The 20,349-nt window shown below is 64.6% G+C and carries 18 protein-coding genes; 16 read left to right on the forward strand and 2 right to left on the reverse strand.

Translation table 11 applies throughout. The features are described 5' to 3' along the window. Window positions 1–201: 201 nt before the first annotated feature. The 6 genes from DBR47_RS13395 (at window position 202) to DBR47_RS13415 (ending at window position 7,105) form a co-directional block, all read left to right on the forward strand. Entirely contained in the window at window positions 202–1,272 is a 1,071-nt protein-coding gene (locus DBR47_RS13395) for a transporter (protein ID WP_124450799.1), read from the forward strand. Between the two features lie 57 nt (window positions 1,273–1,329). After that, window positions 1,330–1,452 carry an iron-containing alcohol dehydrogenase gene (locus DBR47_RS25265; protein WP_148090424.1) on the forward strand — a complete coding sequence of 41 codons (123 nt, stop codon included), beginning with the start codon at window positions 1,330–1,332 and terminating at the stop codon, window positions 1,450–1,452. Beyond that, window positions 1,452–2,873 (forward strand): coniferyl aldehyde dehydrogenase, encoded by a 1,422-nt coding sequence (locus tag DBR47_RS13400; protein WP_231512295.1) that lies wholly within the window; start codon window positions 1,452–1,454, stop codon window positions 2,871–2,873. Before DBR47_RS25265 ends, DBR47_RS13400 begins: the two co-directional genes overlap by 1 nt. 42 nt (window positions 2,874–2,915) lie before the next feature. Continuing rightward, window positions 2,916–4,379 (forward strand): hypothetical protein, encoded by a 1,464-nt coding sequence (locus DBR47_RS13405; RefSeq protein WP_124450803.1) that lies wholly within the window; start codon window positions 2,916–2,918, stop codon window positions 4,377–4,379. Between the two features lie 276 nt (window positions 4,380–4,655). Beyond that, on the forward strand, window positions 4,656–5,336 hold the full coding sequence (locus DBR47_RS13410) for a response regulator transcription factor (RefSeq protein WP_197047055.1): 681 nt from the start codon (window positions 4,656–4,658) through the stop codon (window positions 5,334–5,336). After that, window positions 5,333–7,105 carry a sensor histidine kinase gene (locus DBR47_RS13415; protein WP_124450807.1) on the forward strand — a complete coding sequence of 591 codons (1,773 nt, stop codon included), beginning with the start codon at window positions 5,333–5,335 and terminating at the stop codon, window positions 7,103–7,105. The genes DBR47_RS13410 and DBR47_RS13415 overlap by 4 nt, the downstream gene beginning before the upstream one ends. Here DBR47_RS13415 and DBR47_RS13420 read toward each other — a convergent pair. Beyond that, entirely contained in the window at window positions 7,102–8,313 is a 1,212-nt protein-coding gene (locus DBR47_RS13420; protein WP_197047071.1) for a pyridoxal-dependent decarboxylase, exosortase A system-associated, read from the reverse strand. The genes DBR47_RS13415 and DBR47_RS13420 overlap by 4 nt on opposite strands. A gap of 86 nt (window positions 8,314–8,399) precedes the next feature. Continuing rightward, a complete protein-coding gene (locus DBR47_RS13425) occupies window positions 8,400–10,028 on the reverse strand; it encodes an acyl-CoA ligase (AMP-forming), exosortase A system-associated (RefSeq protein WP_124450811.1) in 1,629 nt (542 codons plus the stop codon). 298 nt (window positions 10,029–10,326) lie between these two features. Between DBR47_RS13425 and DBR47_RS13430 the strand changes: the two genes are divergently transcribed. The 10 genes from DBR47_RS13430 to wecB are packed head-to-tail and all read left to right on the forward strand — an operon-like array spanning window position 10,327 to window position 20,293. After that, complete coding sequence (locus DBR47_RS13430; RefSeq protein WP_124450813.1) at window positions 10,327–10,575, forward strand: acyl carrier protein; 249 nt, start codon at window positions 10,327–10,329, stop codon at window positions 10,573–10,575. A gap of 30 nt (window positions 10,576–10,605) precedes the next feature. Beyond that, entirely contained in the window at window positions 10,606–11,454 is an 849-nt protein-coding gene (locus DBR47_RS13435; RefSeq protein ID WP_124450815.1) for a hydrolase 2, exosortase A system-associated, read from the forward strand. Next, the gene (locus DBR47_RS13440; RefSeq protein WP_124450817.1) at window positions 11,451–12,356 is read left to right on the forward strand and encodes a hydrolase 1, exosortase A system-associated; all 906 of its coding nucleotides are present in this window, start codon (window positions 11,451–11,453) and stop codon (window positions 12,354–12,356) included. Before DBR47_RS13435 ends, DBR47_RS13440 begins: the two co-directional genes overlap by 4 nt. Window positions 12,357–12,366: 10 nt before the next feature. Next, the gene (locus DBR47_RS13445) at window positions 12,367–13,167 is read left to right on the forward strand and encodes a tetratricopeptide repeat protein (RefSeq protein WP_124450819.1); all 801 of its coding nucleotides are present in this window, start codon (window positions 12,367–12,369) and stop codon (window positions 13,165–13,167) included. Next, on the forward strand, window positions 13,164–14,393 hold the full coding sequence (locus tag DBR47_RS13450; RefSeq protein ID WP_124450821.1) for a DegT/DnrJ/EryC1/StrS family aminotransferase: 1,230 nt from the start codon (window positions 13,164–13,166) through the stop codon (window positions 14,391–14,393). Before DBR47_RS13445 ends, DBR47_RS13450 begins: the two co-directional genes overlap by 4 nt. After that, complete coding sequence (locus DBR47_RS13455; protein ID WP_197047056.1) at window positions 14,390–15,412, forward strand: GNAT family N-acetyltransferase; 1,023 nt, start codon at window positions 14,390–14,392, stop codon at window positions 15,410–15,412. Before DBR47_RS13450 ends, DBR47_RS13455 begins: the two co-directional genes overlap by 4 nt. Window positions 15,413–15,421: 9 nt before the next feature. Beyond that, window positions 15,422–16,411 (forward strand): glycosyltransferase family 2 protein, encoded by a 990-nt coding sequence (locus DBR47_RS13460; protein ID WP_124450825.1) that lies wholly within the window; start codon window positions 15,422–15,424, stop codon window positions 16,409–16,411. Then, a complete protein-coding gene (locus DBR47_RS13465; RefSeq protein WP_124450827.1) occupies window positions 16,408–17,871 on the forward strand; it encodes a lipopolysaccharide biosynthesis protein in 1,464 nt (487 codons plus the stop codon). The genes DBR47_RS13460 and DBR47_RS13465 overlap by 4 nt, the downstream gene beginning before the upstream one ends. Continuing rightward, complete coding sequence (locus tag DBR47_RS13470; protein WP_124450829.1) at window positions 17,868–19,151, forward strand: glycosyltransferase family 4 protein; 1,284 nt, start codon at window positions 17,868–17,870, stop codon at window positions 19,149–19,151. Before DBR47_RS13465 ends, DBR47_RS13470 begins: the two co-directional genes overlap by 4 nt. Continuing rightward, window positions 19,148–20,293, forward strand: a complete 1,146-nt coding sequence (wecB, locus tag DBR47_RS13475; RefSeq protein ID WP_124450831.1) for a non-hydrolyzing UDP-N-acetylglucosamine 2-epimerase — start codon at window positions 19,148–19,150, stop codon at window positions 20,291–20,293. The genes DBR47_RS13470 and wecB overlap by 4 nt, the downstream gene beginning before the upstream one ends. Window positions 20,294–20,349: the final 56 nt, after the last annotated feature.

Genomic DNA, 20,349 nt, shown 5'->3' on the forward strand with positions numbered 1-20,349 from the left:
ACAGGGCGGCTCAAGCAAAGACACCAGAAACCCGAACCCCCGGGGTGGTGCGCGCCCCATTTCACGCCAGCGCAAGCCTGGGCAAAGTGCAAATCAGACGGTGGCTTTAGAAACACCGCAGCGGAAGTTCCCCCAGCTTGCCCCAAGGTTCCCAAACCAGGCCGCAAGCGGCTCGCTTACAAGCCAATCACGGAAGAGACAATGAAACACTTCAAGCCCTCCCCTCTTGCCCTGGTCCTTTCTCTGGCAATTCTTGGTCTGGCCAAGCCAGCCCTGGCCGCAGAAGGCTTCAAGGTCCGCTATCCCACGGTGGGCCTGCTAGGCCCCGAGTTGGCAGCCTTTCAGGTCAAGCCTGGCTGGGTCAACAGCTTGGCCTTGAACAACACCAATATCACCGGCCTCAATGGTGACGATGGCAAGCAGGCCTGGACAGCTGCTGTTGTCACCGCCAAAGGCGTGACCCAGCGCGCCCTGGTGGATTATCAGCAGCACCAGACCGTGGCCCAGATGTTTCTAGGCCATGTCAGCCAAGAGACTTTTGGCGGCGGGCATCTGGCTTTTGGTATCAACGTTCCCTACACCTTCCGAGCCAGCCGTTCGCTAGCCTTCCCCACCGTCACCGCCACTGCCGCCAACGGCAGCGCGGTGACGCCGGGCGCCGCCTATCTGGCCAGCCTGGACGCCCAGTCCAAGGCCAATAATGTGGCAACCTCCGGCCTGGGCGATACCGATGTGGCGGCGCTCTGGATTCTTGCCAAGGATCGCTACAAGTTTGCCGCCGGTGTCTCCCTAGTGCTGCCGACCGGCGATTTCCACAGCCAGCCCTCGGGTGCCGCTGGCACACCCGCCATCAATATTGGCGCGGGCCGCTTCTTCACCCTCAGACCCAATGCCAGCCTGGGCTACCAGCTCAGCGACAGCGTCACCTTGGGCGCACGCCTGGCCCTTGGCATCAACACGACCAACTCGGTCGACCAATGGCATAGCGGCAACTTCGTCGCCTATGACTTGGCGGCCAATTACAAAACCTCGATCGGGGTTTTCGGGGCGCAACTCATCGGCGTGAATCAGTTCGAGGACGATACCGGCGGCATGTCCGGCAACCAGGCCGGTGGCTATGGCGCCAACCGCTTCAAGACCCTCAACGCCGGCTTGTTCTATGCCACCAAGATCGACGTCGTCGGCGTCACCCTGGCCTACACCAGCACGGTCAAGGCCAGCAATGCCTTGGTCAGCAATGTGCTGCAGCTGCGCCTGAGCCGCGCGCTCTAAGGCTCGCCCCTCACAGGGGCGCAAGCCCCTTCTTGAACACACGACGCAGGATGAACCATGCGGAGTTGGCTGACGCACGCCTATATCGCCCTGGCCATCGATGACGGGGCCATTCTGTTCAACCCCGTCGAAGCCGATCGCAGCGAACTGCAGCCTCTGCTGAAAGGAGCTTGGCAATGATGCCCGACCACGCAAGTCTCAGCCAAGCCAAGCTACAGGCCTGCCTCGGCGCCCAGCGCCACGCCTATCTGCAAGCGCCTGTCCCCACGCTGGAGGAACGTCGCACCGACCTGCGCACCCTGCAACGCTTCATCCGCGATCACAAAGACGCCCTGTGCGAGGCCATCAGCGCCGACTACGGCCATCGCTCCAAGCATGAAACCTTGCTGGCCGAGATCTTCCCCGCCATCGACGGCATCGACCAAGTCCTCAAACACCTCAAGCGCTGGATGCGCCCGCAGCGTCGCTCGGTCGACATCCGCAACTTCCTGGGCGCCAGCAACCGCGTCATCCCCCAGCCCCTGGGCGTGGTGGGCGTCATCGTGCCCTGGAACTTCCCCGTCAATCTGAGCCTGATCCCGCTGACCTTTATCTTCGCCGCCGGCAACCGCGCCATGGTCAAGATGAGCGAGAACTCGCGCCATCTGGCCAGGTTGTTGATCGAGCGCATGCCCGCCTACTTCCCGCCCGAGAAGCTGCAGTTCTTTGACGAGACCGGCGGCGTGGGCGTGGAGTTCTCCAAGCTGCCTTTTGACCACCTGCTCTTCACCGGCTCGGGCCAGACCGGCCGCGCCGTGATGGCGGCCGCCGCGCAAAACCTCTGCCCGGTGACCCTGGAGTTAGGCGGCAAGGCCCCGGCCGTGCTCTGCGCCGACTTCCCCCTGCGCCTGGCCACCGAGCGCATCATGTTTGTGAAGTGCCTGAACGCCGGCCAGATCTGCACCACGGTCGATCATCTGTGGATGCCTGCCGATCGCGTCGAAGGCTTTGTCAGCGCCGCGCGCGAGATCGTCTCGGCCCGCTACCCCACACTGGCCTCGCCCGACTACACCGCCATCATCGACGAGCGCAGCTTTGATCGCCTCTTGAACGCGCTGGACGAAGCCCAGGCCGGCGGCGCCCAGCTGATCCCGCTCTTGCCCGGCCCCGTCTTCGACCGCGCCACGCGCAAGATCAACCCCACCATCGTCTTGAACGCGCCCGCAAACAGCCAGCTGGCCCAGCGCGAGATCTTCGGGCCCATCTTGCCCATCCGCCCGTTCAACCAATTGGAAGAAGTGGTCACGGCCATCAACGCCGGCCCGCGCCCCTTGGCGCTCTACCCCTTCAGCTACGACAAGCCGACGGTGCAGATGCTGCTGGACCGGGTGATGTCGGGCGGGGTCTCGGTCAACGACGCGCTCTTCCATGTGGGCCAGCATGATCTGCCTTTTGGCGGCGTGGGTGAATCCGGCATGGGCCATTACCACGGCCGGGAGGGCTTTGACACCTTCTCCAAGCTGCGGCCGGTGTTCTACCAGGCGCGTTTTTCCAGCCTCAAATTCCTGATGCCGCCTTACGGCAAGTTCGCCGATCGGGTGCTGGCGTTTTTGACCAAATAAGTCTTGCCTTCCGACACAACATCGATCCACAAGGAGACATCCATGAAATTCGCATTGAGCCCCGCGGCCCTGGCCTGCAGCGTCACCCTGGCCTTGGGTGGCCAGGTCTTGGCGGCCGATCATCTGCCCATGTCCGGTCCCAAATATGATCAAAGCCTCAACAAACCCGGCGTCCCCGGCGAGCGCACCTGCTTTTGGGCCAAGGGCCCCTACAGCGGCGACCCCTACCTCAATGTCGCCTGGCCCGATACCAACACCTATTACTGGGGTGCCCGCTTCACCATGCCCGAGGGCTCCAAGCTGCGCATCGAAGGCCAGTTCGCCCATTCGCGCTACACCTCCTACACCAGTTATGACGACCGCGGCCAGCCGGTGGAAAGCCTGGCCGACTATCTGATCGAACCCCTACCCGGCCATAGCAACCCGGCCCTGCATGGCGCCGACCGCAGCGCAAGCAAGCGCTCCTACGCCATCGAGGTGCTCAATGGCGGCCAGCGCGACACGAACCGGGTGGAAGGCTTTTACAACGAAGGCGCGAAGTCCAAGACCATTGCCGCACCCAAGAACGGCGGCAGCCAACAGGTGCTGATTCTGCGCATCTACACCCCCGACAAAGGCCGCGGCATCACCGGCGGTGTGCCCCTGCCCGCCCCCGTCTTGACCCTGGCCGATGGCAAGGAATTGCGCGGCGCGGCCGCCTGCGCAGCCCTGGACGCCAACCAGCTGCTGCGCACCCAGCCCGACGCCTTCGGCATGCCCATCCCGCGCTACCGCGAGTTGCTAAGCCTTCCGGGCAAGCCCGACACCCATCCCGCAACCCGCCCCTCCACCTGGTACGCACAGTTCGACCGCAAGCAGTTCGAGGGCATCTTCACCGGCGAGGTGGGCAATTTCGAGCGCAAGAGCGAGGGCTTCTATCCGACGGTAGACAACCAGTACATCCGCACTTTCATCAACCGCAAGTTCGGCCCGGTTTATGTGCTGCGCGGCAAGCTGCCGGTGACGCCCAAGACCATGAATGGCGAGCCCCGTATGGACGTCAAGGACGCCGATATGCGCTATTGGTCGCTGTGCTCGCAACGCGGGGCCTCCAACACCACGGTGCTGAAGTGTTTGAACGATGAAGAGATGGTCATCAACAAGAACCGCGACTACATCGTCGCCTTCAGCCGCTCCGCCGATCGCCCCCGCACCGCCTACCCCGAATGCGGCATCAACTGGCTGCCCATCCCCGATGACGGCGACGGCATGTTCGACCCCGACCAGGGAAACATGATGATCCGCAATATGCTGGCCCGCCCCGACTTTGCCCATTCCATCCAGAAGATCAAAAAAACCGGCGAGGAGCGTGAGGTGATGGGCCCCTATCTGCCCAGCGGCACCTATATGACCAAGGATATGTTCGAGTCCGGCTTCTCCTGCAATTCCGCGGCTGAGAACGCCAGCTTGGCCAAGCAGGCCGATGAGGTGGACGCCGCGCAACAGGCCGCCGCCAAGGCCCGCTAAGCACCCTCGGACAGCCGCCGCCCTGGCCAAATGCTAGCGCCAGGGCGCGTTGCGCGAACACGCATGACGTCCCTGCAGATTTCTCGCCGTTATCCGGGTGTAGGCCCGGATTGCCAGCCCAAGATCCCGGAGTAGACTGACCCGCAAGCGGACCGCGATGGCAGTCGCCGACGGGCGAGAACGGGAACTTGAGGCTTCAGGACAGCGATGGGAAACGGGGAGAACTCAGAGCTTGGCGCGGTCGCCACGGGCCAGGCCCAGAGGGCCGAGACCCGCGTGGCCAGGCCCAAAGCCCTGAGGGTGCTGATCGCCGACGACAGCTTTCTGATCCGCGAGGGCTTGCAGCAGGTGCTGGCCCTGGCACCCGAGTTGCAGGTGATGGGCCTGTGCGCCGACGAACCCAGCTTGCTGGCGGCGGTGGACGCCGACCCGCCCGATGTGGTGATCACCGACATCCGCATGCCGCCCACCCAGACCGACGAGGGCATGCGCATCGCCGAGCGCCTGCGCCGCAGCCACCCCAAGGTCGGCGTGGTGGTGCTGAGCCAGCATGAGAGTGCCCAGTACGCCGCCGAGTTGCTGGCCACCGGGGCGGCGGGCCGGGGCTATCTGGCCAAGGACCGCATCCATGATTTGGATCACATCGTCTCCACCATCACGGCGGTAGCGGCGGGCGAATGCCGCATCGACCCGCGCATCATCGACGAGATGGTGGTGCGCCGAAATCAAAGAGTGCAGTCCCCGCTCAAAAGCCTGACGCCGCGCCAGCGCGAGATCCTGGCCGATGTGGCCGAAGGCAAGAGCAATCAAGCCATCGCCCAGGACCGCAGCCTGACGCAAAGAGCGGTTGAGAAGCATGTGAGCGAAATCTTTGGACGCCTAGGCCTGGCCACCGATGAAAACATCAGCCGGCGGGTGCATGCCACCTTGCTCTACCTCGCCGCCCGCGGGGCATGAAGCACAGCCGTCTGCGCACCGAGATTTTGCTGGGCACACCGGGCCTGGTGCTAGGCTGTGTGCTGGCGCTTGCCCTCGCCGCCAGCCAGGAGCTGAGTCACTCCATCATCAGCCTGCAAGCCGGTCTGGGCCTGATCCTGGTCTGGAGCGTGGCCGTGGCCGTGCAGCAGCGCTATCCGCAAAGACCGATGGGCCTGCTCTTGTTCGGCGTGGCCCTGCTCTACATCCCCTTGGCCCTGCAGTCCTCCAGCCACCCCCTGCTGTTCAGCCTGGCGCGGATGAGTCGGCCCATGATGGAGGTGATGTTGGTTTGGCTGATGCTGGCCTTCCCGAGCGGCCGGCTACAGACCCGGGTGGAGCGCGGGCTCTTGCTGAGCGCCTGGCTGGCCCTGGCCCTGCTGTGGCTGCCCAGCGTGCTGCTCAGCTCCGAGATCCCCATGCCTGGCCCCATGGTTCTGTGCCAACCCGACTGCCCACGCAATGTGCTGGCCTTGGTGGAAAAGCCCGACCTGGCCCAGGGCCTGAATCTGGCCTTCCGCTTCGTCGGCTGCCTGGTGATGGTGGGTGCGGCGGGCGTGCTGTTCAACCGCTTGCGCGTCGCCACGCCGCTAATGCGGCGCGCACTGGCGCCGGTCTTGATCGTGTCCATCCTGCGTGCCGGGGTCGATCTAATGTTTCTCATCGGCACGGGCAGCGGCAATCGCATCGCCTTCACCCTGACTTTTTTCGCCGTGCCCCTGGCGATTGCGCTGGGCTTGCTGCGCGGCCGCATCTACACCGCGCGGGCCTTGCAGATGCTGGTGAGCGGCCTGCGCAGCCGGCCCGATATGCAAGGCCTGCGCCAGCTGCTGGCCAAGGCCTTGGGCGACCCCTCGCTCAGCCTGGCCTTCTGGATCCATGAAAAAGACTGCTGGGTGGACGAGCAAGGCCGGCATGTGGCCCTGCCCTACCCCTCGTCCGAACGCGGCCGCGCCGCCACCCTGGTCAACGATGACCAGGGTCGCCCCGTCGCCGCCCTGGTGCATGACAGCGCCTTGCAGGAGGAGCCCCATCTGGTCGAATCCCTGGCCAGCAGCGTCCAGGTCGCGCTAGAAAGCCATCGCCTGGAGGCCGAGCTGGCCAGCTCCAGCGCCCGCGCCGCCTCGGCCGTGGAGGAAGAGCGTCAGCGCATTGAGCGCGATCTGCACGACGGCGCCCAGCAACGCCTGATCGCCCTGCGCATGAAGCTCAGCGTGACGGCCCGCTTGCTGGAGCAGGACCTGGGCCGCGCCCGCAGCCTGGTGGGCGAGATGGGCAGCGATGTGGAGGCCGCCATCGCCGAGCTGCGCAGCTATGCCCACGGCGTCGTGCCCCCGCTATTGCTGGAGCGCGGCCTGAGCTTTGCCCTGGCCGAGGCGGCCCAGCGCAGCCCGATCAGAACCCAGCTGGCGCTGGAGGATATTGGCCGCTGCGAGCCCGGCATCGAGCGCGCCGTCTATTTTTGCTGCCTGGAGGCGCTACAAAACGCGGCCAAGCATGGTGGGCCGGAGGCTAGCGCCCGCCTGAGCCTGCACCGGGCCGGCGAGGTCCTGGGCTTTGGCGTCGAGGACGACGGCCAGGCCAGCACGGTCGGCAGCGGCCGGCCCTCGGGCGGCCAAGGCCTGGTCAATATGCGGGAGCGCATCGCTGCCGTGGGCGGGCATTTGACGATTGAGCGTCGCCCCGAGGGCGGCTACCGCGTGGCCGGCTCGGTGCTGGCCCCGGCGCTCAAACCCAGATCGCTCGCCTAAACCAACACTTCCACGCAGTTGGGATGGCTCAGAAAGCCGGCCGGGCTGGCCGAAGCGCCGTAGGCGCCCGACTGGAAAATCACCACCAAATCGTTCTCGGCTCCCACCGGCAGCTCCATGCGGTCGGCCAGCAGATCCAGCGGCGTGCACAAAGGCCCCACCACCGTGGCCTGCTCGGTCGCCCCGCCCTGCGGGCCACTAGCCTTGACCAGGGCGACCGGATAGTTCTTGCGCAAGACCTGGCCGAAATTGCCGGAGGCCGAGAGGTGGTGATTGAGGCCGCCATCCGTCACCAGATAGACCTGACCGCGCGAGACCTTGCGGTCCACCACCCGCGTCACATAGACCCCGGCTTCACCAACCAGATAACGCCCCAGTTCGATCACCAAGGAGGCCTGCGGCAGCTCGCGCGCTGCGCGGTCGGCCAGCTGCAAAAGATTGGTCGCGATAGGGCCCAGATCCAGCAAGCCCTCGCCAGGGAAATAGGGGATGCCAAAACCGCCGCCCAGATTCAGGAACTTGACCGGCGACGGTGCATGAGCGGCCAAGCTCAGGGCCAGCTCATAAGACTTTTGCTGGGCTTCGCAAATGGACTCGGCACGCAGATTTTGCGAACCGGCAAAGAGATGAAAGCCCTCAAAGGCCAGGCCCAAGCGGCCGATTTCGCCCAGCAGCGCCGGCACGGCCTCGGCATCTACCCCGAACTGCTTGGGGCCGCCGCCCATGCGCATGCCCGAACCTTTCAGCTCGAAGTCCGGATTGACCCGCACGGCCACCCGCGCGGGCAGACCCAGCCGGGCACTGGCCGCCGCCAGCGGCGCCAACTCACGCGCCGACTCCACATTGATCAGCACCCCCGCCGCCACCGCCTGCGCCAGCTCGATATCGCGCTTGCCCGGGCCGGCAAAGCTGATTTCCGCCGGGTCGGCACCGGCGTCCAAGGCCACCTTGAGCTCGCCCGCCGAGGCCACGTCGATGCCGTCCACCAGGCCCGCCATCCAGGCCACCACCGCGGGCATGGGGTTGGCCTTCATCGCGTAATGCAGCTTGACGCTGGTCGGCAAGGCGGCGCGCAGCTGCGCCACGCGGGCTTTCAGGAGCTGGCGGTCATAGGCATAGAACGGCGTCCGGCCCACGCGCGCGGCCAGGCGCGTCAAGGGCTGGCCGCCGATCAGCAGTTCGCCGTCTTGGCTGGCGAACTGACTCATGGGCACATGCTGGGGGGCGCGCTTGGGCAATGCGGCGGCGGGCTGCGAAGGCGAATCGGACATGGCTGGTGTTCTCAGAAAAAGGCTCAAAGCTGGGACTGGCGTTCCAGCCAGGCGGTGGACAGCAGCTTGCGATCGATCTTGCCGTTCGGGTTGCGCGGCAGCGGCCCGGCCTGGATCTCAAAACCGGCCGGCACCATATAGGCCGGCATGCGCTGGCGGCACTGAGCTTGCAAGGCCGCCAGATCGACGTCCTGCGCCCCTGCCGGCGGCGTGGCGATGATTTGGATGGCCTGGCCCAGCGTGGCATGTTCGACCCCAAAGGCCACGCATTCGCCGACCAGCTGGGTGGCGTAAAGAATCTCTTCGACCTCGGTCGGGCTGACGCGGTAGCCCGAGGTTTTCATCATCTCGTCGCGCCGCCCGATGAAGTACAAAAAACCCTCGGCATCGCGGCGCACATTGTCCCCAGAGAACACCGCGTACTCGGGCAGTTGCAAGCCCCCCTCGCGGCCGGGCGCGCCGGCGGGCAGCAGCTTGTAGCGCTCGGCCGTTTTCTCGGCATCATTCCAATAGCCCAGGCCCACCAGGGCACCGCGATGCACCAGCTCACCCGGCTCGTCGGGCTCACAGGGGCTGCCGTCTTCGCGCAACACCAGGATCTCGGCGTTAGGAATGGCCTTGCCGATGGAGTCGGGCCGACGGTCCACCTCCTCGGGCGGCAAATAGGTGGAGCGGAAGGCCTCGGTCAGGCCGTACATCAGAAAAGGCCGGGCCGCAGGCACTTTTTGGCGCAAAAGCCCCAAGGTTTCGCGCGGCATCCGCCCCCCGGTATTGGCGAAGTAGCGCAGGGTCTGCCCGATGGCGGCGGGCCATTCCAGCTGGCTGAGCTGGATGTAAAGCGGCGGCACAGCGGTCAGACCGGTGACGCCCTCCTTCTCCATCGCACGCAAGACGTCGCGCGGCAAAAGATAGTTCAGGAGCACCACCCGCGCGCCGACATGGAAGGCCGTGGTCAGCTGGCTGAAGCCCGCATCAAAAGACAGGGGCAAGGCCGCCAGCAAGGTGTCTTGCGCCGTGTTTTCCAGATAGGAGGCCACGCTCTTGGCGCCTGCCACCATATTGCGGTGCGACAGCACCACCCCCTTGGGCCGGCCGGTGCTGCCCGAGGTGTAGAGGATGGCCACCATATCGCTGTCGATGACCCTGTGCCCCACCTGCGGCGGCGCGGCCAGAAAGCGATCCCATAGCTGCAAGCTCAGGGACGCGGGCGGCACTATGGGCGCTTTGTCGCCCGTGATCAGCAGATGGCGCAAGGCCGGGCTTTGCGCCAGGCTGTTTTGCAGCGCGGCGAGGCGATCGGGCGAGGTCAGCAAGAGCTGCACATCGCAGTCGCGCAAGATGAAGCCGACCTGCTCCGGCTTGAGCAAGGGGTTGATGGGCACAAAGACACAGCCCGCCGCCGGCGCGCCAAAGCTGGCGATCACCGTCTCGAAGCGCTTCTCCAGATAGATGGCGACGCGCGCGCCACGCGGCAGGCCCAAGGCCATCAGGCCGGCGGCAAACCCTTGGATCGCGGCACCCAGCTGACCATAGCTCAGGCCCTGGGCGCCATAAGTCAGGGCCAGGGCTTCGGGCCGCAGCCGCGCCTGGCGCAGGGGCAGCTCGTGGAGAAGGGCTGAGTCGCTGAGGGCTTGCGTCGAGTTGGCTGTCATGCGGCGGGTTTCTATCGGCTGGCTTCTTAGGTTTGAGGGCGCGGAGGCGCTCGCGGCGAGCCCCATGGAAAAGCGCCAAAAAGTATCGCATAGGGCGCCCGCGCCCCAGGCGCTTTGTAGCCAGGAGGGAAGGCCTGCGCACCGGGGGCCATTTGAGCGTTAAAAAATCACCGCCGCAGGCCCCGGATCGGGGGGCTTGCCAGAGGAGAAATGAAAAATGTCGCATGTAAGATGCGGCGTCGTTCAACAAGCCCTTCCACCCGATATTTAGCCCATGTCCCCGGGCCTCTTTGCATCCATGACTACCGAAAAGCACGTTCTGCGCATTCTTGAAGAAGTTCTCAGCCTGGGCGGACGCAGCGCATCTTTCGACCGTGACACCCAATTGCTGGGCGCCCTGCCCGAGTTGGATTCGATGGCCGTGGTCAGCCTGCTGACCGCCTTGGAGGAGCAGCTGGGCATTGTGGTGGCCGACGATGAGATCGAGGGCGCGACCTTCGCCACCGTGGGCTCGCTGAGCGACTTTGTCGCGGCCAAACTGGCCTGACCCAAGGCCTACCCGCCCAGCGCGCCCGGCATGAGCGAACCCCAGGTCTTCTTTCTCGACTCCAGCCAGGGCCCGGGCCAGCGTTTTTGCATTTTTCACCCGGCCGATCCGCGCTCCGGGCCTGAGCGCGGCCGGGTCTTGCACATCCATCCCTTCGCCGAAGAGATGAACAAGTCCCGCCGCATGGCCGCCTTGCAAGCACGCCAGATGGCGGCAGCGGGTTTTGCCGTGTTGCAGATCGACCTGTTTGGCTGTGGCGACAGCGCCGGCGATTTTGGCGAGGCGGGCTGGCAGGATTGGCTGGCCGATCTGCGGCAAGCCAAGTCCTGTTTGGACAGCAAATGCGGCGGCGCCTCCCCGCTCTGGCTCTGGGGCCAAAGGGTCGGCTGCCTGCTCGCCAGCGAGTTGGCGCAGCAGATGGGTGACGAAGCCTGCAACTTTCTGTTCTGGCAGCCCCCCGCCAATGGGCGCCTGCTTTTGCAGCAATTCCTGCGCCTCAAGCTCGCCGGCAGCCTGCTGGAAGGCAATGCCGCCGCCGCCATGGAGGCCTTGAAGGCCCAGATGGCGGCCGGCGAGGTGGTGGAAATTGCCGGTTATGGCCTCTCACCCGCCTTGGCCGCTGGCCTTGAAAAAGCCACGCTGACGCCGCCCGCTGGTGGCAGTGGCCGAGCCTTGTTCTTCGAGTTGGCCAGCCAAGCGGGCGATGAAGTCTCGCCCGCTTTGGCAAGCAGCGCCCAGCGCTGGCAGGCCGCCGGCCTGCGGGTGCAGACCCAAAGAATTCAGGGCCCCTCGTTTTGGCAGACCAGCGAGATCGAGGATGCGCCCGCCCTGCTGAGCGCCAGCTTGCAAGCCCTGCTCATGGAAGGCGCGCCCGCATGAGCCAGCCCTGCGCCTACCGCGACCGCGCCTTGCTGATCCCTTGCCAGGGCGAGCGCATGCTGGCCGTACTCAGTGAACCGGCAGAGCTAACTGCCGGAAACATCGGGATTCTGGTTATCGTGGGTGGGCCGCAGTACCGTGCAGGCAGCCACCGCCAGTTCACGCTGCTGGGCCGGGCCCTGGCCAGCCAAGGCGTGCCCAGCTTGCGGCTGGACTATCGCGGCATGGGCGACGCCGAGGGTGACAAACGCGATTTCGAGGCAGTGAGCGAGGATGTGGGCGCGGCCATCGACGCCTTCGTCCAGGCCGCGGGTGTCGAGGGCGTGGTGCTGTGGGGCCTGTGCGATGGCGCCTCGGCCGCCCTGCTCTACTGCGAGGCGCGCCAAGACCCGCGGGTGCGCGGTCTATGCCTGCTCAACCCCTGGGCGCGCTCCGACAACAGCCTTGCCAAAACCCAGCTTAAGCACTATTACTGGCAACGCCTGAGCCAGCCCGAGTTCTGGAAAAAGCTGCTGGGCGGCGGTGTCGGCCGCAAGGCCATCCAGGACTTGCTGGCCAATGCCCGGGCGGCCTTGGGCGTGGGCCGGCCCGCGCCAGAGCAAGCCCAAGCCGCCCCCCAAAGGGACAAGCGCCCCTACCAGCAGCACATGGCCAAGGCCTGGCGCGAATTCGCCGGACCCATCCAGCTGATCATCAGCGGCAATGATTTGACGGCCAAAGAATTCCTGGATCACGCGGGCTCAGACCCGCATTGGCGTGGCCTGTTGGGCCAGAGCAAGGTACAAAGAGTGGACCTGCCGACGGCCGACCACACTTTTTCCCATCGAGCGGCCAGCGTGGCGGTGCAAGAGCACACCCTGGCCTTTGTTCGTCGCACCCATTCCTTTGAGCGAGGCAAGTGAATTGAAAAGCATGCGAACTTTGTCCTCGGCCCTGCCACTGCTGCTGGGTCTGTGCGCCGCCCTGCCTGCGGCCGCACAGTCCCGTGAAAACAATGCCTGTGGGCCGCTCAAAGGCAGCCACTACGGTCCCTACGACTATCGCTCCGACCACCAGAAGCAGTCCTCCTCCGACCCCATGCCGCATGCGGAGAAGCGTGAACTGGTGGAGCATGCCCACTTCACCGCGCGGGTCGAAAACCTGATCGGCGCGCAATCGGGCGGCATGATAGGCCCGCCGGGGCCGGATCTGTCCTACACCTTGCGCGCCTTCCCCAACAACCATCGTGCCCTGGTGTCGGTGATCCGTTACGGCGAGAAGTTCAAGACCGAAACCCCGCCCGGCCTGCAGTACCCGGTGGAATGCTATTTCGAGCGCGCCATCCGCTTTGCGTCCGACGACGTAATCGTGCGCATCATCTACTCGACCTATTTGACGAAGAAGGGCCGCAACGCCGATGCCGTCAAGCAGTTGCAGGTGTCCAGCGATCTGGCGGGGGACAACCCCTTCACCCATTTCAATATTGGCCTGGCCTACTTTGATCTGAAAGAGTATGCGGCCGCCTTGCAAAGCGCCCACCGCGCCCTGGCCCTGGGCTTTGAGCGCGCCGATCTGAAGGAGAAACTCAAAAGCGCGGGTCAGTGGCAAGAGCCGCAGCCGGTGGATCCTGCGGCATCTGCAGCATCTGCTGCTTCAGTGGACCCCGCGGCTTCAGCGGCATCCGCAAATTCGGCCAGCCCTGCAGCCTCAGCAACAAGCCAGGACAAGCCTTGAGTCGTCCCGCCACCGCCGCCATCCCACGCCTGCCGGTTCTGGACTGGCGCACTTTCACGGGCGCCAAGCATTCCAGCACGCCCTGCCTGCTGGACCTGCCCCGGGCTCAGCTGACGCATAGCGGCCGTGCCAGCATCTTGCTGGCGCTGGAAATGCTGGGCGTCGGCCAGGGCGACCGGGTGCTGGTGCCCACCTATCACTGCCCCACCATGATCGCGCCGGTGACGCAGCGCGGGGCACAAGCCCTGTTCTACCCCTTGCGCGCCGACGGCTCGCCGGATCTGGACTGGATCGCCAGCCAGAACCTCGATGGTGTGCGCGCCATCTTGGCCGCGCATTTCTTCGGCATCCCCCAGCATCTGGCGCCGCTGCGCGCCTGGTGCGATCAGCGCGGCATCCGCTTGATCGAAGATTGCGCTCACGCCTTGTTCGGCGTCTCGGACGGCAAGCCCGTGGGCAGCTGGGGTGATCTGGCCATCGCCAGCCTGACCAAATTTTTGCCCGTGCCCGAGGGCGGCTGCCTGATCAATAACCGCCTGCCCGGCCAGGCCTTCCCCAGCCTCAGCAGCCCCGGCATCAAGAGCCAGCTCAAAGCGGCGTTTGACATCATCCACGTCGGTGTCAACCACGGCCGGCTCAAGGGTCTGAACCGCCCTTTCAGCGGCCTGCTCAGCCTTTTGCAGCGCTTCAAGCGTCGCGGTGAGGCGGTGGCTCTGCAGCCATCTCAGGCCCAAATCGCCGCGAACGAAGCAGACGTACCGGACGACTACGCCGAGAGCTTTGACATCGATCTGGGCCAATCCCACCGCGCCCTTACCGCGGCCAGCCGCTGCATGGCGCAATACGCGCCGCGCGAACGCATCGTCGAAGGGCGGCGCCAGCAATACCGATTCTTCGCCCAGGCCTTTGCGAGCAGCCCAGGCTTCAAGCCGCTGATGCCGCAACTGCCCGAGCATTGCGCGCCCTATGTTTTCCCGCTTTGGGTGGACCATCCCGACCCAGGCTATTTTGAGTTGCGCCGCTTGGGCCTGCCCGTCTCCCGCTGGGACAGGCTGTGGCCTGAGGTCAGCGAGATTGCCGGCGACCACGGCCAGGCATGGTCACACCACATCTTGCAGCTGGCCTGCCACCAGGACCTGAGCCCAACCGAGTTGCAGCGCATGGTCGCCCTGGTCCAGGACGTTTATTCCCCCACCACAAAAACGACAAACAAGGGCGCAGCATGACTTGGTCTGTTCATCCCATCCAGGCTTTTGCGGAACACAGCAAGGCCTGGGACACCCTGGCCCAGGGCCGTGTCGGTGCACCTTTTTTGCAGTCGGCTTTTCTTCAGCCAGCCCTCACCGCCTTTGGCCGCGGCGACGAGTTGCTCTGCCTCTACCAGAGCCAAGGTCAGCTGCGAATGGCCATGATTGTGGGCAAGCAAGCCAAGGGCATGTGGCAGACCTTTCAGCCCTCGCAGCTGCCCCTGGGCGCCTTCATCAGCGATGGCACGGTCGATATCGCCGCCGCCAGCGCAAGCCTTTGGGCCAAGCTGCCCGGCCTGACGCTGGGCCTGGGCCTGACTCAGCTAGACCCCAATTTCGACGGCCGCCCGGCCGACTCGGGCCTGCTGCAAAGCAAGGACTACATCCAGACCGCCTGGGTCGATATCGCCGGCCCCTTCGATGCCTACTGGGAAGCGCGCGGCAAGAACCTCAAGCAAAACACCCGCAAGCAACGCAACAAGCTGCAGAGCGAGGGCATTGAGCCGCGCCTGGAATGCCTGCAGGCCATGGCCGAGATGGGGCCAGCGATCGAGCAATACGGCCGGCTGGAGAGCGCCGGCTGGAAAACCGCCGACGGCACGGCCATCCACCCCGACAACGAGCAAGGGCGCTTCTACCGCCAGATGCTGGAGAACTTCGCGGCCCAGGGTCGGGCGAGGGTGTACCAATACTGGTTCGGCGACAAGGTCGTGGCCATGGACCTGTGCATCGAAGACGAGAGCGTCATCGTCATCCTCAAGACCACCTACGATGAGTCCTACAAAGCGGTGTCCCCCTCGACCCTGATGCGGCAAACCGAGTTTCAGCAATTGTTCGAGGAGCAAAAACTCAGCCGCATCGAGTTCTACGGCAAGGTGATGGAGTGGCACACACGCTGGACCGACACCCAGCGCGGGCTCTACCACGCCAATCTGTTCCGCTTTGGCCTGATCCCAAAGCTCTTGGCGCTCAAGGCCCAACTCAACAAGAAAAGTTGATCTCAGTCCATGAACACAAGTCCCAAGATCGCCGTCATCATCCCCTTCTTCCAAAGGGAGGCTGGCATTCTCGATCGCTCGCTGAGCTCCATCCTGGCGCAGGGCTATCCGGCTGATTCGATCTATGTGCTGGTGGTGGATGACGGCTCACCCATACCGGCCGAGCAGGAGCTGGCCAACAACCCCATCAGCCAAAAGCTGCGGGTTCGGGTGATCAAGCAGGCCAATGCCGGCCCGAATGAGGCGCGCAACACCGGCCTGGCCCATCTGGAGCCCGGCACCGATCTGGTGGCTTACCTTGACTCCGACGACGAGTGGATAGGCTCGCATCTGCAGCGCGCCGTGCTGGCCCTGGGCTCGGGCGGCGGCAATGCCTATTTCGCCAATCTCTACCATCTGGGCGATACCACCAACGAGTTCGACAAGGCCAAACGCGTCAAGCACGCGGATCACAGCCCCTTGAACGGCGACCCCAGCCTGCGCGTCTACCAAGGCGATATGGTGCATCAGATCGCCACGGCCAACATCATCTTCATGCCCTCGCTGGTGATCTCGGTGGCGCAGCTGGGCAAGGCGCGCTTTCCGCAGGCGCACCGGCATGGTGGCGGCGACTATCTCTACTGGATGGACCTGATCAGCCACGGCGCCAGCTTTGTCTACTCCACCGAGGCCGAGGTCCGCTGCGGCCGCGGCATCAATATGTGGTACGGCAGCGGCTGGGGCACGGACGGCTTGGCCATGCGCATCGTGGACGAGGCGCGGTTTCGCCGCAAGGTGCTGCAGAACTACGCCCGTGCCGAGCGCACCAAAGAAAGTCTGCGCGCCCGGCTTGCGGAGTTGCAAGCCAGCATGGTCCAGGACGTGCTGCACCGCTTGCGCGCCCGCAAGCCAGTGAACTGGCAGACGGTCAAGATGTTCTTCCGTGAGAACCCGCCCAATGGCGCCATGCTGAGTCATTTGTTCAGCGCCCTCAAGGCCAAGTTCGGCGGAGCTCGATGAGCGTCCGCAAGGCTCTGCTCTGGTCTTTTGCCGAGCGCTATTTCAGCCTCGGCATCACGGTGGTCAGCACCATGGTGCTGGCCCGCTTGCTCACGCCGGCCCAGGTAGGCGTGTTCTCGGTGTGCGCGGCCTTCACCGCGATTGCCGGCATCTTGCGCGACTTCGGCGTCAGCGAATTCCTGATCCAGGAGAAGGAGCTGACGCAGGACAAAATCAAGGCCGCCTTTGGCATCGCCATCGTCGTGGCCTGGTCGATTGGCCTGATTGTTTTTTGCTCCCGCTCCTTTGTTGCCAGCTACTTCGCCGAGCCCGGCGTGGCCAAGGTCTTGGCGGTGATGAGCCTGAACTTCTTCATCCTGCCCTTTGCTTCGCCGGCCTTCGCCCTGCTCAATCGCGAGATGGCGTTTCGCAAAATCTTCATCGTCCAGACCGTGGCCAACACGGTGCAGACGGTATCGGCCATCACCCTGGCGCTGAACGGCTTCAGCTATATGAGCCTGGCCTGGGCACCGGTGATCAGCATCGCTTGCCAGACCCTGCTGCTGAGCTATTTGCGGCCGCGCGATTCCTTTTTATGGCCCAGCTTGAAGAACGCCCGCAGCGTGCTAGGCTTTGGCTCCATGTTCGTCAGCTCGCGCGTCATCGAGACCCTGACCAACAACACCCACGAATTCTTCATCGCCAAGCAATTCGGTTTTGCCTCGGTCGGCATCTTCAGCAAGGCCGCCGGCCTGATGGATTTGTTTCACCACAATGTGGCCTCGGCCATCATGCGGGTGGCCACGCCCGCTTTCGCCAAGGACCACCGCGCCGGCAACTCCCTGGTCGAGTCCTATTCGCGCGGCACGGCCATCCTGACCTCCCTGTCCTGGCCCTTCTTCGGTTTTGTGGCGATTGCCTCCGGCCCCATCATTCGCGTTTTGTTCGGACCCAAATGGGATGCGGCGGCCGGCGTGGCCACCATACTGGCCGTCACCATCATGCCCAATGCGATGATGAATCTGGCGCCCAATCTGCTGGCCGCCACCGGCAATATCAAACGCCGGCTCAAGGTCACCTTGGTCTACGCGCCCATCCACATCGTCTTGATCGCCCTGGCTTCGACCATCAGCCTCAAGGCCATGGCGGCGGTGTTTGGCCTCAGCAATGCCATCATGGTGTTCTTGTATCTGCGCCAAGTCAGCACGATTTTGCAGACCCGCATCCGCGACATCCTGCGCCCCTGCCTGGCCAGCTTGTGGGTGGCCCTGGCCTCGATAGGCATGCAGGCCCTGGCCTTTGAGGCTTGCTTGCTGCTGGACCTGCCCAGCCTGATCAGCCTGATCGCGACCGGCGTTGCCGCCGTGCTGGGCTGGGTGGCTTGCGCCCGGCTGATCAATCATCCGGCTTATGCCGAAGTCAGCCGCTTGGTGGTGGATGCCTGGAACAAGAGACAAGCTCGCAAAAAAGCAATGCCATGAAGATTGGAATCGTCACCACCTGGTTTGAGCGCGGCGCCGCCTACGTCTCGCGCCAGTACCGCGATGTGCTGGTCAAGGAACACGAGGTCTTCATCTACGCCCGCGGTGGCGAGTCCTATGCCCAGGGCGACCCGAACTGGGACACGCCCGAAGTCACCTGGGGCCGCCAGCTGCCGTCCAAGGTTCCGACCGAGATGTGCTTGAGGGACTTCGAGCAATGGATCCGCACCAACGCGATCGAATTACTGATCTTCAACGAACAATGGTGGTGGCCGGCCGTGGCCCATGCCAATGCGCTGGGCGTGATCACCTGCGCCTATATCGACTATTACACCGAGACCACGGTGCCCTTCTTCGGCCTCTACGACCGGCTGATCTGCAATACCCAGCGCCACCTGAGCGCCTTTGACTGGCACCCCGGCGCCGTCTTCGTGCCCTGGGGCACGGACATCTCGGTCTTCAAGCCGCAAGCCCGGCCCGCTTCAGCGAACAGCCAAGAGATCGTCTTCTTCCACTCGGCCGGCATCAGCCCCGGCCGCAAGGGCACGGACCTGCTCTTGAGCGCTTTTGCCCAGGTCAGCGGCCCGGCCAAGCTGCTGGTCCACATCCAGCGCGAGCTCAAGAAAGCCCTGCCCGAGCAGGCCGCCTTGATTGATCGGTTGCGCGCCGAGGGCCGCTTGCTGACCGAGGAGCGCACCGTCACTGCGCCCGGCCTCTTCCATCTGGGCGATGTCTACGTCTACCCCACCCGGCTGGAAGGCATAGGCCTGACCATCATGGAAGCGGCGGCCTGCGGCCTGCCCGTCATCGTCACCGATGCGCCGCCCATGAATGAGTTCATCCGGCATGAGCAGAACGGCCGCCTGGTCAAGGTGGCCAAGCAGATCGCGCGGGCCGATGGCTATCTCTGGCCCCAGGCCATTGTGGACGTCGCCAGTCTGCGGGACGCCTTGCAATGGTATGTCGACCACCCCGAGCAGCTCAGCGCGTGCAAGGCCCAGGCCCGCAGCCACGCCAAACAGCATTTCGATTGGCAGCGCGCCGGCGAGAGCCTGCTGCAAGCCCTGACCACAGCCAAAAAGCAGCCGGCCGCCGATGCCAGCGCACTGCAAGCCCGCATCGCCGAGTACACCGAACAACAGCGCCTGCAGAACCGCATCAGCCGCGATCTATGGCTGCGCATGTGGCTGAGCTATCGCATGCCTGGCCTGCTGGCCTTGCTGAAAAGCGTTCGGAATCTATTGACGGGCAAGCCCTCCAAGAAAGCAGCTGCAGCATGAGCAAACTCAAAGTCCTGGCCATCTTCGGCACCCGCCCCGAGGCCATCAAGATGGCGCCGGTGGTGCTGGAGTTGCAGCGCCACCCGGCGCAGTTTGAGGTGCAGACCTGCGTCACGGCCCAACACCGCCAGATGCTGGATCAGGCCTTGTTGCATTTCAACCTGCGGCCCGACTTCGATCTGGACATCATGCAGGCCGGCCAAGACCTCTTCGACGTCACCTCGCGCTGCCTGCTGGGCTTGCGCGCCGTGCTGCGCCAAGCCAAACCCGATATCTGCCTGGTGCATGGCGATACGACAACCAGTTTTGCTGCGGCCCTGGCGGCCTTTTACGAGCAGATTCAGGTCGGCCATGTGGAGGCGGGCCTGCGCACGTATGAGCGCTACTCGCCCTTCCCGGAGGAGCTGAACCGCAGCCTCACCGGCCGTCTGGCCAGCCTGCACTTCGCCCCCACGGCCAGCAGCCGGGACAATCTGCTGCGTGAAGGCATTCCCGCCGCCAACATCTTTGTGACCGGCAACACCGTTATCGACGCCTTGCTGTGGACCGTGGCGCGTTTCCAGAACCAGCCCGAAGTGCGCGAACACCTGCATCAGCAGGTGGTTCAAAATGGCTACACGGTGGGCAAGCGGCCTTTTGTGCTGATCACCGGCCACCGCCGTGAGAACTTTGGCGAGGGCTTCAAGAACGTCTGCCAGGCCTTGCTGCAAATTGCCCGCGAGCGCCCCGACATCGATCTGGTCTACCCCCTGCATCTCAACCCCAATGTGAAATTGGTGGTGGAGGAAATGACGGCGGGCCAGGCCAATATCCACCTGATCCCGCCGCTGGAGTACGAGAGTTTTGCCTATCTGATGCTGCAGTCCACCCTGATCCTGACCGACAGCGGCGGCATCCAGGAAGAAGGCCCCAGCCTGGGCAAGCCGGTGCTGGTGATGCGGGATGTGACCGAAAGGCCCGAGGCCGTGGTCGCAGGCTCGGTGCGCCTGGTGGGCACCTCCGCCGAGAAAATCGTCGCCCATGTGCTGGAGTTGCTCAACGAGCCCCGGGCCTACCAAGCCATGAGCCAGGCCAAGAATCCCTATGGCGACGGCACGGCCGCGCGTCAAATCGTCGAGATCTTGGGCCGACTCAAGCCCTGAAGCCGGTGCTGTCCCGGGTGCCCTGCCGCTACACTTGAGCCCATTCCGAGCAGGCC

The organism is Paucibacter sp. KBW04 (assembly GCF_003852425.1).
Classification (GTDB): domain Bacteria; phylum Pseudomonadota; class Gammaproteobacteria; order Burkholderiales; family Burkholderiaceae_C; genus Paucibacter_A.